Genomic DNA, 14644 nt, shown 5'->3' with positions numbered 1-14644 from the left:
CAAATTTCAAATGATTACTGCCTGAATCATAACGCAGAGTATATGAGTTGAACAAACTGTGATCAGCACAAAAGTTTTCCCTGCCACCTCGGTCTAGTTTTATGAACAATGTTAAATGATAAATACATTTGTTCAATTAATGTATCAAGCCAGAGGCCGGTGTATGCAGAGCAGCAAACAGTTATCAGCAGACCTGCAAACCACGAACCTGCTGTTGCAGGTCAGCGGTGTCAGTAAAAGCTTTTCCGGCGTGGCGGTGCTGAAAGACATCGATTTCAGCCTGCAAGGCGGAGAAGTCCACGCGCTGCTTGGCGGCAATGGAGCGGGTAAATCGACACTGATGAAAATCATTGCCGGTGTCGAAATAGCCGACAGCGGCACGTTACTGCTCGGCGGCGAGCCTTTACTGGCGCTGTCACCAGCAAAAGCGCACCAGGCGGGGATTTATCTGGTACCGCAGGAGCCGATGCTGTTTCCCAGCCTGACCGTGCGCGAAAACATCCTGTTCCGCCTGCCTGCACATCAGGCCGGCGAAAAAAAATTGCAGCAAACGCTGGCTGATCTGGGGTGCAATTTACCGCTGGGTGCCCTGGCCGGAACCCTGGAAGTGGCCGATCAGCAACTGGTGGAAATCCTGCGCGGTCTGATGCGCGATGCGCGGCTGCTGATCCTCGATGAACCGACCGCCTCGCTGACCCCGGCGGAATCCGCCCGCCTGTTTACACAAGTCCGTCATCTCACCGGGCAGGGCGTCGGGGTGGTATTCATCTCGCACAAACTGCCGGAAATACGTGCGATTGCCGACCGGGTCAGTGTGATGCGTGATGGCAAAATTGCGCTCAGCGGCAGGCTCGCCGAACTGGATAACGATGCGCTGATCCGCGCCATCACCCCGCATTCCCAGGACACCGCGCTGCCCGCAGAACAAAAGTTGTGGCTGGATTTACCCGGCACACGGCGCAACCCGGCAGGCAGCGAACCGGTCTTGCAGGTGCAAAACCTGACCGGTGAGGGCTTTATTAATATTTCATTCAGCGCCCGCGCCGGGGAAATCGTCGGGCTGGCAGGCGTGGTGGGGGCAGGGCGCACCGAACTGGCAGAAACCCTGTATGGCCTGCGCGACGCCCGACGTGGTCAGGTGCTTTTGCAGCAACAAGACATCAGCGGCCTGACGACCTTACAGCGGCTGAAAAAAGGGCTGGTGTATTTGCCGGAAGACCGGCAGGCATCCGGCCTGTATCTCGACGCGCCGCTGAGCTGGAACACCACCTCACTCACCTTCAACCGTCAGGGCTGGTGGCTGAACATCAAACGCGAAGCGGCGGTGCTCGAACGCTATCACCGTGCGCTCGGCATTCAATACCGCGACGGGTCACAAACTGCCCGTACGCTTTCCGGCGGTAATCAGCAAAAACTGTTGATCGCCAAATGTCTTGAGGCACAGCCCGCGGTGCTGATTGTCGATGAACCTACGCGCGGCGTGGATGTGTCCGCGCGTGCTGACATTTACCAGTTGCTGCGCGAAGTGGTGCAACAGAACGTGGCGGTGATCCTGATTTCATCTGATCTGGATGAAATTGAAGGACTGGCGGATCGGGTATTCGTTATGCATCAGGGGGAAATGAGCGGCGAATTGCAGGGCAGCGACATCAACGTCAGCAACATTATGCATATCGCATTTGGTAATCATGCCAAAACCCCCGCCACCGGAGGAACCTCATGCTAAAGCGGATACAAAACAATCGTGAACTGACCGCGCTGATGGCGATTATTGCGCTGTTTGCCTTGCTCGGTGCGATGGACCGGCAGTCGTTCAGCTTTCAGACACTGAGCATGATTTTTGGCAGCGCGCAGATCCTGATGTTGCTGGCGATGGGGGCCACCGTGGTGATGCTGACCCGCAACATCGACGTGTCGGTCGGTTCCGTTACCGGCCTGTGCGCCGTGACGCTGGGGGTTTTGCTCAACGGCGGCGTGAACCTGCCGCTGGCCTGTCTGCTGACTCTCGGCACCGGTTTACTGGCCGGAATATTTAACGGTGTGCTTGTCGCCTGGCTGCGTATTCCGGCGATTGTCGCCACGCTCGGTACGCTGGGGTTATACCGCGGGCTGATGCTGCTGATGACTGGCGGCAAATGGATTGAAGGCTTACCGGCCGGGCTGAAATCTCTGTCAGAACCGGTTTTCCTCAATGTCTCCCCGCTCGGCTGGCTGGTGATCGTCCTGCTGGCTGTGATGTTCTGGATGCTGGGTCGCACGGCGTTTGGCCGCAGTTTCTACGCTGTCGGCGACAACTTGCAGGGCGCCAGACAACTTGGCGTGGCCGTCAACCGCGTACGCATTCTGGCATTTGGCATTAACGGCATGATGGCCGCCATTGCCGGAATTGTCTTCGCTTCACAAATCGGCTTCGTGCCCAATCAGACCGGCAGCGGGCTGGAAATGAAAGCCATCGCCGCCTGCGTGCTGGGCGGCATCAGCCTGCTCGGCGGCACTGGCTCCATTCTCGGCGCGGTGCTTGGCGCGTATTTCCTGACCCAAATTGACAGCGTGCTGGTGCTGTTACGCCTTCCGGCGTGGTGGAACGATTTTATCGCCGGGCTGGTGCTGCTGGCGGTGCTGATATTTGACGGCAGATTGCGGCAGGCGCTGGAGAAAAACCTGCGGCGGCAGAAGTATTCACGCTTTCTGGCGGCCACGCCACCGCCTCAGAAGAAACCCGTTGAACGCAAATCTCAGCAACCGAAAAATACAAGCCGCCGGCTAAGTACCGGCAAAAAGAGCGGGGTAGTGTGATGAACAAACTCCAACAATATGGCTGGGAAATCGCGCTGCTGGCGTTGCTGGTCATCGAAATCTTACTGTTCGGTTTCGCCAATCCGCGCATGCTGGACGCCAGTACGCTGCTGTTCAGCACCAGTGATTTCATCACCATCGGGATTGTGGCGTTGCCACTGACACTGGTGATTGTCAGCGGCGGTATCGACATTTCCTTTGGTTCCACCATCGGACTGTGCGCCATCGCGCTCGGTGTACTGTGTCAGGCCGGTGTGCCGCTGGCACTGGCCATTATGCTTACGCTGGCACTGGGCGCTGCCTGTGGTTTGCTCAATGCGGCGCTGATTCTTTATACCGGCGTGAATCCGCTGGTCATCACACTGGGGACGCTCTACCTGTTCGGCGGCAGCGCCTTACTGCTTTCCGGGCTGGCGGGCGCGACGGGTTTTGAGGGTATCGGTAATTTCCCCGATGCGTTCACCAACTTTGCCAATCAGATTGTGCTGGGCCTGCCCATGCCGCTGGTGATCTTCCTGCTGGCGACACTGTTTTTCTGGCTGCTGATGCACCGCAGTCGCACCGGTCGCAACGTCTTCCTCATCGGTCAGAATGCCCGAGTGGCGCGTTATGGCGCATTGCCGGTCAGCCGCACGGTGTTTGCGCTCTACGGCATGACCGGGCTGGCGTCGGCCGTGGCCGCCATTCTGATGACTTCGTATTTCGGCTCGGCGCGTTCTGATCTCGGTAATGCGCTGCTGATGCCCGCTATCACCGCGGTCGTGCTGGGCGGTGCCAATATCTACGGCGGTTCAGGTTCCATTCTCGGTACAGCGCTGGCGACACTGCTGATCGGGTATCTCCAGCAGGGTTTGCAGATGGTTGGCGTCTCCAGTCAGGTTTCCAGTGCGCTGTCCGGCGCGCTGCTGATCCTGGTGGTGATTGGCCGCTCTGCCAGCCTCAACCGTGGTCTTATCCGCAGTGTTTTCCAGCGCTATCGCCGGCGCGGGTCTGCGCCTTCTCCTTCCTTGACGTCTTCTCAATAAGCCGGGGTTAATGATGAAAGCCAACACAATGAAAATCTTGTTAATTGCCAGTGCCGTGAGCCTCGCGTGTCTGAGCGCACAGGCGGCTGAACGTATCGCCTTTATCCCAAAACTGGTGGGCGTCGGTTATTTCACCAGCGGCGGCAACGGCGCAATGGCCGCCGGTAAAGCGCTGGGCGCGGACGTGACCTACGACGGTCCGACCGAGCCGAGCGTTTCCGGTCAGGTGCAGATGATCAACAACTTCGTCAATCAGGGATACAACGCGATTGTGGTGGCGGCGGTATCACCCGACGGCCTGTGTCCGGCGCTTAAACGCGCGATGCAACGCGGCGTGAAAGTGCTGACCTGGGATTCCGATACCAAACCGGAATGCCGCTCGATTTACATCAATCAGGGCACACCACAACAACTGGGTTCGATGCTGGTTGAGATGACCTCCAGCCAGGTGAAAAAAGAGAAAGCGAAAGTGGCGTTCTTCTATTCCAGCCCGACAGTGACCGACCAGAATCAGTGGGTGAAAGAGGCGAAAGCCAAAATCGCCAAAGAGCATCCGGGCTGGGAAATCGTGACTACGCAATACGGTTATAACGATGCCACTAAATCCCTGCAAACCGCCGAAGGGATCCTGAAATCTTATGGCGATCTGGATGCGATTATTGCCCCTGATGCCAACGCATTACCGGCAGCGGCTCAGGCGGCGGAAAACCTCAAACGTACCAACGTGACCATCGTCGGTTTCAGTACGCCAAACGTCATGCGCCCGTATGTCGAACGCGGCACGGTGAAACAGTTCGGTCTGTGGGACGTGGTCAGCCAGGGCAAAATTTCGGTTTATGTCGCCGATCAGTTATTGAAAAAAGGCGCGCTTAACGTGGGTGACAAACTGGATGTGCCGGACGTCGGAACGGTGGAAGTGGTGCCGAACAGCGTGCAGGGCTACCAGTATGAGGCCAAAGGTAACGGCATCGTTTTACTGCCGGAACGCGTGGTCTTCACCAAAGACAACATCGGCAAATACGATTTCTGATCAGTAAGGAGAAAAGAAAATGGCAGATCTGGACGATATCAGAGACGGCAAAAATTTCGGCATCGGCACGCCGCAGGATAATCACGCGTTCTTCCTCAAGGGCAGCGGTCAGCTTGACTGGGGAATGCAGTCGCGGCTGGCGCGGATTTTCAATCCGCAGTCTGGCCGTACGGTGATGCTGGCGTTTGACCACGGTTATTTTCAGGGGCCGACGACCGGCCTTGAACGCATCGACATCAACATTGCGCCTTTGTTTTCGCATACCGACGTGCTGATGTGTACCCGTGGCGTGCTGCGCAGCGTGGTGCCTGCGGCGGTGAACAAACCGGTGGTGATGCGGGCTTCCGGTGGTAACTCGATCCTGACTGAACTCTCTAACGAAACGGTGGCGGTGGCGATTGAAGATGCGCTGCGCCTGAATGTCGCCGCGATGGCAGCGCAGGTGTATATCGGCAGTGAATACGAACATCAGTCGATCAAAAACATTATTCAACTGGTCGATCAGGGGATGCGTTACGGCATGCCGACCATGGCGGTGACCGGCGTCGGCAAAGACATGGCGCGGGATCAGCGTTACTTCTCGCTGGCAACCCGCATTGCCGCTGAAATGGGCGCGAACATTATCAAAACCTACTATGTCGATGAAGGTTTCGAACGCGTCGCGGCGGGATGTCCGGTGCCGATAGTGATTGCTGGCGGCAAAAAATTGCCGGAACGCGAGGCGCTGGAAATGTGCTTCAAAGCCATCGATCAGGGCGCATCCGGTGTGGACATGGGGCGCAACATCTTCCAGTCCGAATCGCCGGTTGCCATGCTGAAAGCGGTGAAAGCGGTGGTGCATGAAAACGCCAGCGTGGCGCATGCTTATGAACTGTTCCTGAGTGAAAAGGGGTGAATCATGGAAGTGACACTGGTCGAAATTAATGTTCAGCCGGAAAAGGTGGATGAGTTCCTGGCGGTATTTCACGCTAACCATTTGGGCGCGGTGAAGGAACCGGGAAATCTCAGATTTGATGTGTTGCAGGACGAGGCGGTACCGACGCGCTTCTTTATCTACGAAGCCTATCAGGATAACGACGCTGTGCTGGCACACAAGAAAACACCGCACTATTTGAAATGCGTCGAGGCGCTGGAGGGGATTATGTCGGAGCCGAGGAAGAAGACGGTGTTTAAAGGGGTATATCCGTAAGGTAAAAACGGGTTTGCTCCACCTTTAGTGAGGACCATAGCGGAGCATTATTAGTCTTGGCTCCTCCCCCTGCGAAGGGGGAGGCTGGGAGGGGGTTTTAGGGGCTAACACTTAGTCAAAGCTGACTTTAACTGTCTGGTTTTTCTTTAATACCCCACCCCAACCCTCCCCTTCGCAGGGGAGGGAGCAGTCTTGTATTACATCAACCCCTCAAGCCTCACATATAACTCCCTGAACACTTCACGCCGCTCTGCATACGCAGTATGCCGTTCTGCGTCCGGCTGATGCACTTGCTCAAGTGGCAGTTCCGGCAGGAACCGCTCCAGCGGTTGCCCCGGATTCATGGCGATTTGTGCTAAACGTGCAGCACCGAGCGCCGGGCCGACATCGCCGCCGGTGCGGTATTCCAGCGTTTTACCGCTGATGTCGGCCAGCATTTGCCGCCAGTAAGGGCTGCGGGCGCCGCCGCCAATCAGCGTGATGCTGTGCGGTTTCAGACCGGTTGCGTGCAGCACGTCCATTCCGTCTGCCAGAGCAAACCCCACACCTTCAAGTACGGCGCGGGCGATATCAGCCGGGCCATGCTGATGGGTCAGGCCGAACAATACACCTTTGGCATTCGGGTTATTATGCGGGGTGCGTTCGCCGGAGAGATACGGCAGGAACCAGACCGGTGAATCTGCAGGCGGGGTCTTTTCTGCCAGACTGATCAGTTCGCCAACCGATGCGGTGCCGGTCAGTTTTGCAGCCCAGTCCAGACAAGAGGCGGCGCTGAGCATGACGGACATCAGATGCCAGGTGTCAGGCAGGGCATGGCAGAAGCTGTGTACCGCCTGTTGCGGATTACTCAGAAAACCGTCGCTTACCGCGAAATACACGCCGGACGTACCCAGAGATAGCATCGCTTGTCCGGTTTTATACAACCCGACACCGACGGCCCCGGCGGCATTATCACCGCCACCGGCAATCACCGGCACGGAATCCATGTTCCAGCGTGAGGCGAGTTCCGGCAACAGGTGTCCGGTAATCTGATTACCTTCGAAAAGCGCGGGCATCTGCTGGCGTGTCAGGCCGGTGGCATGCAGTAATTCGTCATTCCAGTCGCGCTTAGCGACATCCAGCCACAGGGTGCCAGCGGCATCAGACATATCGCTGGCGAACACGCCGGTCATCAGCCAGCGAAGATAATCTTTAGGCAGCAGGACTTTGTCGATTTTGGCAAACAGATCCGGTTCGTTTTCGCGTAGCCAGAGCAACTTCGGTGCAGTAAAACCAGGCATCATCAGGTTGCCGGTGATCTGCCGGGAATTCGGGACGTCCGTTTCCAGTTGCTGACACTGGCTGAAGCTCCGACCATCGTTCCACAAAATGGCCGGACGTAATACCTGCTGCTGTGCGTCCAGCACGGTGGCGCCATGCATCTGACCCGTCAGGCCAATCGCTTTTACGCCCTGCAGAGAGTGTTGTTGTGACAGTACGCAAACCGCACGGTCTGTTGCATCCCACCAGTCGGCAGGATTTTGCTCAGACCACAACGGATGCGGGCGGGAAAGGGTTAACGCCTCACTGTGGCTGGCGACCACCCGACCTTCTTCGCTGAGTAAAATGGCTTTCACGCCAGATGTGCCAAGATCTATTCCGAGATACATAGTTTTCCCTTATCTGTTAACCCGAATCTGTAACGATTAACGCCCTGCAATTCCGCGCGCAGCGGGCAGGGCGTCAACTTATTTTAGCCGGTTAACCAAACAGATAGCGGTTAACCAGATTCTCCAGACGCTCCTGCTGACCGCTCTGGTGCTGAGGGGACAGCGCGTTGTGTTGCGCATAGTTGCTCAGGGATTCCAGTGACATTTTGCCTTGCAGGATCTGCTGGCCCAATTCTGTGTTCCAGCCAGCGTAACGTTGGGCAACATGCTTATCCAGTTCACGGCTTTCAATCATACGGGCTGCCACTTTCAGCGCCAGCGCCATGGTGTCCATTCCACCGATATGGCCGTAGAACAGGTCATATTTATCGGTGCTCTGGCGACGAACTTTTGAGTCAAAGTTCAGGCCTCCGGTGGTGAAACCGCCCGCTTTGATGATTTCATACATCACCAACGCATTTTCTTCCACGCTGTTCGGGAACTGATCGGTGTCCCAGCCACACTGCGGGTCGCCACGGTTTGCATCGACGGAACCGAAGATACCCAGAGCAATTGCGTTAGCAATTTCATGGTGGAATGAGTGACCCGCCAGCGTGGCGTGGTTGGCCTCGATATTCACTTTGATCTCTTTTTCCAGGCCAAACTGTTTCAGGAAGCCATAGACGGAAGCAACATCATAATCATATTGATGCTTGGTCGGTTCCTGCGGTTTAGGTTCGATCAGCAGGGTGCCCTGGAAGCCAATTTTGTGTTTGTGCTCAACGACCATCTGCATGAAGCGACCCAGTTGTTCGCGTTCCTGACGAAGATCAGTATTGAGCAGGGTTTCGTAGCCTTCACGGCCGCCCCACAGCACGTAATTTTCTCCCCCCAGTTGTTTGGTGGCATTCATGGCGTGCACAACCTGCGTTGCGGCCCAGGTATAAATTTCTGGATTAGGATTGGTCGCCGCGCCTGCGCCGTAACGTGGATTGGTGAAGCAGTTAGCTGTACCCCACAACAATTTTACACCGCTGGCTTCCTGCTTTTGCGCCAGTACATCAGTCATGATGGCAAAATTATTGACGTATTCTTTAATTGATGCCCCTTCCGGCGATACGTCAACGTCATGGAAGCAATAGTAAGGCACGTTCAGCTTCTGGAAGAATTCGAAAGCGACATCCGCTTTACTTTTAGCCAGCTCCAGCGCGTCACCGGGATGTTGCCACGGGCGGTCAAAGGCGCCCACACCGAACATGTCATTACCATTCCAGCAGAAGGTGTGCCAGTAACAAGCCGCGAAACGCAGATGCTCAGCCATCGTTTTGCCGAGGATCACTTCTTCAGGGTTGTAATGACGGAATGCCAGCGGATTAGTGCTGTTAGCACCTTCGTAGCGAACTGCGTCGAGCTTGTCGAAATATGCGTGCATTGATAACTCCTTGAAAACGGGCCCAGCGGGACTGGGAGGCTGAGGCTCTATCTTCGGAGTTGACGTGACATCCCACAATTACGTTATTTCACACTCAATTTAATAGAATTATTAAGTGTGCGGCAGATCGCATAAATAACCTTTTTCCTTGTCATTTTTATTCGTCTTCCACGATATCTCGATAATAAAAGTATCTGGCTTGTGCGTATTACAATCAAACCATGATCCCCATCATAATTCCTAAAATAAACAAAAAATCGTAATGCAGTGATTAAAATCTGCAATTGCCGATTAATTACCCAGCGACAACAATCCTTGTGTCATTGCTGTACGCACTTCTCTGTATCTGCCTCTACTTATTCTTATAAAAGGTCTGACATGATGAAAATGAATAAAGTAATTCTTTCTGCCTGTGCCGCATTAGTGCTTTTTAGCCAGTCAGGGTTAGCGAAAGAAATTAAAATTGGTATGGCTATTGATGACTTACGTTTAGAGCGCTGGCAAAAAGACCGTGATATTTTTGTGGCTAAAGCCAAAACGCTGGGTGCGGATGTTTTTGTGCAATCCGCAAACGGCAATGAAGAAACACAAATGGCGCAGATTGAAAATATGATCAACCGTGGCGTCGATGTGCTGGTCATCATCCCGTATAACGGCGAAGTGCTCAGCAACGTGATCGCCGAAGCGAAGCAGGAAGGCATCAAGGTGCTGGCCTATGACCGCATGATTAACAACGCGGACATTGATTTTTATATCTCTTTCGACAATGAAAAGGTCGGGGAGCTGCAGGCACAAAGCCTGGTTGAGCGTGTGCCGCAGGGGAATTATTTCCTGATGGGCGGCTCGCCGGTGGATAACAACGCTAAGCTGTTCCGCGCAGGACAAATGAAAGTGCTGAACCCGCTGATCAAAGACGGGAAGATTAAAGTTGTGGGAGATCAGTGGGCCGATGGCTGGTTGCCGGAAAACGCCCTGAAAATTATGGAAAATGCCCTGACGGCCAACAACAATAAAATTGATGCCGTGGTGGCGTCTAACGATGCGACGGCCGGTGGTGCAGTACAGGCTCTGTCAGCGCAAGGGCTGGCAGGGAAAGTGGCGATCTCGGGTCAGGATGCCGATCTCGCGGCGATCAAACGTATCGAAGCCGGTACTCAAACCATGACCGTTTATAAACCGATTACCAAACTGGCCAATGACGCTGCCGAAATCGCGGTGCAGTTAGGCAAAGGGGAAACCCCGAAATCCAATGCCACATTAAATAATGGCAAAAAAGACGTGCCGTCTTATTTATTAACACCGATCCCGGTGGATAAAAATAATATTGAAAGCACCGTGGTGGCCGACGGATTCCACAAAAAATCAGACCTTTAATTTTTCAATATTTTCTATAGAAACAACACTTCCCCCCGGAAGTGTTGTTTCTGCTGGAGGTGAAAGTGCCAGAACAATATGAAAAATTACCGTTGCTGGATATGCGCAATATCACCAAGCGGTTTGGTGCAGTAAAAGCCGTTGATAATATTAGTCTGACGTTATCTGCGGGTGAAGTGCTATCGCTGTGTGGCGAAAATGGATCGGGTAAATCCACGTTAATGAAAGTGTTGTGCGGTATTTATCCGCAAGGAACGTTTGAAGGTGAAATTTATTTTTCAGGAGAACGTCTTACTGCGAAAGGTATCCGTGATACCGAGCAAAAAGGGATCGCCATTATTCATCAGGAACTTGCGCTGGTTAAGCAACTGAGTGTGCTGGAAAACATGTTTCTGGGTAATGAATGGGGCAGTTATGGGCTGCTGGATACCGACAAAATGTATCTGCGTTGTCAGCGCATGCTGGCGCAGGTCAAACTCAATATTGATCCGCATACGCTGGTCGGGGAACTGGGGCTCGGGCAGCGGCAACTGGTTGAAATTGCCAAAGCGCTGAACAAGCAGGTCCGTTTGCTGGTGCTGGACGAACCGACGGCATCATTGACCGAAAGTGAAACCGCGATTTTGCTCGATATCATTCGTGACCTGCGCCATCACGACATCGCCTGTATTTATATTTCCCACAAACTCAATGAAGTCAAAGCCATATCGGACAAACTGTGCGTGATCCGCGATGGTCGTCATATCGCCACCTGCAATGCCGCCGGAACGTCGGAGAAAGAAATTATCGCCATGATGGTGGGGCGTGAACTGACGGAACTCTTTCCGCCGCGTGAACGCCAGATCGGTAAGGAAATATTAAGGGTGGAAAATCTTACTGCCTGGCATCCGGTTAACCGGCATATCAAACGGGTGGATAACGCCGGTTTTACGTTGCGTGAGGGCGAGGTGCTGGGTGTCGCCGGACTGGTGGGGGCCGGAAGAACCGAAATGATGGAGTGTTTATTTGGTGTTTATCCGGGACGCTGGTCTGGCGATATCTGGCTGCAAGGCGAGAAAGTGCAGATCACCGATTGCCGCGATGCCATGCGGCGCGGGCTGGCGATGGTGCCTGAAGACCGTAAACGTGACGGCATCGTGCCGGTTATGGCCGTTGGCAGCAACATTACACTGGCGGCGTTAAGCCAGTTCAGCGCTGGCGGTGTTCTGCGCGAAGCCGAAGAACAGCACAGCATCAGTGAGTCAGTGAAACAACTCAAAATCAAAACCTCTTCTCCCGAACTGGCTATCGGGCGTCTCAGCGGTGGCAATCAGCAAAAAGCCATTCTGGCACGGTGCCTGCTGCTAAAACCTAAAATCCTCATTCTTGATGAACCGACGCGCGGGATCGACGTCGGGGCAAAACATGAAATCTACAAACTGATCGGCCAGCTGGCGGCGCAGGGCATGGCAATTATCGTCATCTCATCAGAGTTACCCGAAGTGCTGGGACTCAGCGACCGCGTGGTAGTCATGCATCTCGGACAGGTCAAAGCCTGTCTGGATAACAATAATTTAAGTCAGGAACAGGTCATGGAAGCCGCATTGAGGAGTGAATCTTATGTCTAAATTTCCCCAACCAGGAACCCCGTCTGCGCCTGCAACTCAGGGTGGGGCCGACGCGTTATTTTCGATGCAGAAACTGAAGAGTATTAACCTGCAGGTGTTCGTCATGCTGGCGGCCATTGCGGTGATTATTGTCTTCTTTAGCGTCACCACTGACGGCGCGTATATCAGCGCACGTAACGTGTCCAACCTGCTGCGTCAGACCGCCATCACCGGCATTCTGGCTGTAGGCATGGTCTTTGTGATCATCTCAGCGGAGATCGACTTGTCCGTCGGTTCCATGATGGGGTTACTGGGTGGAGCGGCGGCGATTTTCGATGTCTGGCTCGGCTGGCCTTTGCCGCTCACCATTGTGGTGACCCTGGCATTAGGGCTGCTGTTGGGCGCATGGAATGGCTGGTGGGTAGCATATCGTAAAGTCCCGTCATTCATTGTCACACTGGCCGGAATGCTGGCGTTTCGCGGCATCCTGATTGGTATCACCAGCGGCACCACGGTATCACCGACGACACCTGCAATGTCGTTAATAGGTCAGAGTTATCTGCCGGATTCTTTCGGTTTTGGTATTGGTGCGATTGCGCTGGCCCTGTTTATTGGCTGGCAGTGGCGCAGGCGCAAACAGCGGGCGGTGCTGGGTTTGCCGCTGACCGCAGCAAAAAGTGATGTGACCCGCCAGGCACTCACTGCGGTTATCGCGCTGGGCGCTATTTACCTGCTCAACGATTATCGCGGCGTGCCGACGCCGGTGTTGATTCTGGTGGCGCTGATGTTGGGTGGCATGTTTATGGCCTCCCGCACCGCATTTGGCCGTCGTATTTACGCTATTGGCGGCAACATTGAAGCGGCGCGGTTATCCGGTGTTAATGTCGAGCGCAGCAAGCTGGCGGTGTTTGCGATAAACGGTCTGATGGTAGCGATTGCCGGTTTGATCCTCAGTTCGCGGTTGGGGGCAGGTTCGCCTTCGGCGGGGAATATCGCGGAACTGGATGCCATTGCAGCCTGCGTTATTGGCGGAACGAGCCTGGCGGGTGGTGTCGGCAGCGTAGCCGGTGCGGTTATGGGGGCTTTCATTATGGCTTCGCTGGATAACGGCATGAGCATGCTGGATGTACCAACGTTCTGGCAGTACATCGTTAAAGGCGGGATTTTACTGCTGGCGGTCTGGATGGATTCGGCGACCAAACGACGTGCATAAAGTCAGCAGAGATGGCAGTGATGACGGGCGGTCACTTAGGAAAGTCTGAGCAACCTCACAAATTCACTAAGCTAAATCTACGTAAGCCATGGCGTTGTGCTATTGACCAACCCAATCAGCCTCATTCATGAGTACAAATGAATGAGGCTTTAGTCTATGAGAAAACCGGTGAGAGACAGGCATGTTTGAAAAACGTTATCGGATCACGTTGTTATTTAACGCCAACAAAGTCTATGACCGTCAGGTCGTCGAAGGCGTGGGTGAATACCTTCAGGCCTCACAAAGCGACTGGGATATCTTCATTGAGGAGGATTTCCGCTGTCGCATAGACAACATTAAAGACTGGCTTGGTGATGGTGTGATCGCCGATTTTGATGACCGTGAAATTGAAACGTTGCTTGAAGGTCTCAATGTGCCGATTGTCGGGGTGGGCGGGTCTTATCATCAGGAAGAAGATTATCCGCCGGTGCATTATATCGCTACCGACAACTACGCACTGGTTGAAGCGGCCTTTATGCACCTGAAAGAGAAGGGGATTAACCGCTTCGCGTTTTACGGTTTGCCTGATGCCGGGGGAAAGCGCTGGGCGCAGGAACGCGAGCACGCGTTCAGAAAACTGGTGTCTGCTGAACAGTATCAGGGTGTGGTCTATCAGGGGATGGAGACAGCACCGGAAAACTGGCAACACGCTCAGAACCGGCTGGCGGACTGGATCCAGACACTGCCGCAGCAAACTGGCATTATTGCGGTTACCGACGCCCGCGCACGTCATCTGTTGCAGGTGTGCGAGCATCTGAATATTCCTGTACCAGAAAAGCTTAGCGTCATTGGTATCGATAATGAGGAACTGACGCGCTACCTGTCGCGTGTCGCCTTGTCATCCGTAGTACAGGGCACGCGCCAGATGGGCTATCGCGCCGCGAAACTTCTGCATCAGTTGCTGGATCAGCGTGATTTACCGTTACAGCGTATTCTGGTACCGCCGGTAAAAGTGGTAGAACGCCGCTCAACGGATTTCCGATCACTGCGTGATCCGGCCGTCATTCAGGCGATGCATTACATCCGTTACCATGCATGCAAAGGGATTAAGGTTGAACAGGTTCTCGATGCCATCGGCATGTCGCGTTCTAATCTTGAGAAACGGTTTAAGGATGAAACCGGACAGACGATTCACGGCGTGATCCACGAAGAAAAACTCGACCGCGCCCGCAACCTGCTGGCCGCTACCTCGATTTCCATCAATGAGATCTCGCAGATGTGCGGATATCCGTCGCTGCAATATTTCTATTCGGTATTCAAAAAAGGCTATGAAATGACCCCTAAAGAGTACCGCAGCATTCATGGCGATAGCGTGTATCAGGATGTCTGAAA

Annotated in this window: 12 protein-coding genes; 10 read left to right on the top strand and 2 right to left on the bottom strand. The window is 54.2% G+C overall.

The genetic code is table 11. From position 1 onward, the window contains the following. The first annotated feature begins 163 nt into the window (after positions 1-163). Genes lsrA through lsrG form a run of 6 tightly spaced genes read left to right on the top strand, consistent with a single transcriptional unit; the run spans position 164 to position 6040 of the window. On the top strand, positions 164-1726 hold the full coding sequence (gene lsrA, locus HGO41_RS07155; RefSeq protein ID WP_112152296.1) for an autoinducer 2 ABC transporter ATP-binding protein LsrA: 1563 nt from the start codon (positions 164-166) through the stop codon (positions 1724-1726). After that, positions 1720-2796 (top strand): autoinducer 2 ABC transporter permease LsrC, encoded by a 1077-nt coding sequence (gene lsrC, locus HGO41_RS07150; RefSeq protein ID WP_250980901.1) that lies wholly within the window; start codon positions 1720-1722, stop codon positions 2794-2796. The genes lsrA and lsrC overlap by 7 nt, the downstream gene beginning before the upstream one ends. After that, entirely contained in the window at positions 2796-3821 is a 1026-nt protein-coding gene (gene lsrD / locus HGO41_RS07145) for an autoinducer 2 ABC transporter permease LsrD (RefSeq protein WP_112152297.1), read from the top strand. Before lsrC ends, lsrD begins: the two co-directional genes overlap by 1 nt. 28 nt (positions 3822-3849) lie before the next feature. Next, complete coding sequence (gene lsrB, locus HGO41_RS07140) at positions 3850-4851, top strand: autoinducer 2 ABC transporter substrate-binding protein LsrB (protein ID WP_369794782.1); 1002 nt, start codon at positions 3850-3852, stop codon at positions 4849-4851. 19 nt (positions 4852-4870) lie between these two features. Beyond that, on the top strand, positions 4871-5746 hold the full coding sequence (lsrF, locus tag HGO41_RS07135; protein ID WP_013575889.1) for a 3-hydroxy-5-phosphonooxypentane-2,4-dione thiolase: 876 nt from the start codon (positions 4871-4873) through the stop codon (positions 5744-5746). Positions 5747-5749: 3 nt separating this feature from the next. Further along, complete coding sequence (gene lsrG / locus HGO41_RS07130; RefSeq protein WP_037034453.1) at positions 5750-6040, top strand: (4S)-4-hydroxy-5-phosphonooxypentane-2,3-dione isomerase; 291 nt, start codon at positions 5750-5752, stop codon at positions 6038-6040. Positions 6041-6237: 197 nt separating this feature from the next. Here lsrG and xylB read toward each other — a convergent pair whose 3' ends face one another. Then, positions 6238-7689: a xylulokinase gene (gene xylB / locus HGO41_RS07125; protein ID WP_250980900.1), complete on the bottom strand. Its 1452-nt coding sequence runs from the start codon at positions 7687-7689 to the stop codon at positions 6238-6240. 91 nt (positions 7690-7780) lie between these two features. Then, a complete protein-coding gene (gene xylA, locus HGO41_RS07120) occupies positions 7781-9100 on the bottom strand; it encodes a xylose isomerase (RefSeq protein ID WP_112197501.1) in 1320 nt (439 codons plus the stop codon). A 381-nt stretch (positions 9101-9481) separates the two neighbouring features. Between xylA and xylF the strand changes: the two genes are divergently transcribed. The 4 genes from xylF (at position 9482) to xylR (ending at position 14642) form a co-directional block, all read left to right on the top strand. Then, positions 9482-10474 carry a D-xylose ABC transporter substrate-binding protein gene (gene xylF / locus HGO41_RS07115; protein WP_015690054.1) on the top strand — a complete coding sequence of 331 codons (993 nt, stop codon included), beginning with the start codon at positions 9482-9484 and terminating at the stop codon, positions 10472-10474. Between the two features lie 101 nt (positions 10475-10575). Continuing rightward, positions 10576-12081, top strand: coding sequence for a xylose ABC transporter ATP-binding protein (locus HGO41_RS07110; protein ID WP_112197508.1), 1506 nt, complete (start codon positions 10576-10578; stop codon positions 12079-12081). Continuing rightward, positions 12074-13273: a xylose ABC transporter permease XylH gene (xylH, locus tag HGO41_RS07105; protein ID WP_013575883.1), complete on the top strand. Its 1200-nt coding sequence runs from the start codon at positions 12074-12076 to the stop codon at positions 13271-13273. The genes HGO41_RS07110 and xylH overlap by 8 nt, the downstream gene beginning before the upstream one ends. Before the next feature lie 181 nt (positions 13274-13454). Next, positions 13455-14642 (top strand): D-xylose utilization transcriptional activator XylR, encoded by a 1188-nt coding sequence (gene xylR / locus HGO41_RS07100; protein ID WP_013575882.1) that lies wholly within the window; start codon positions 13455-13457, stop codon positions 14640-14642. Positions 14643-14644: the final 2 nt, after the last annotated feature.

It is taken from the genome of Rahnella sp. CG8 (genome assembly GCF_023701875.1).
Lineage (GTDB): Bacteria > Pseudomonadota > Gammaproteobacteria > Enterobacterales > Enterobacteriaceae > Rahnella > Rahnella aceris.
This window is presented reverse-complemented; position numbering and strand designations above follow the sequence as displayed.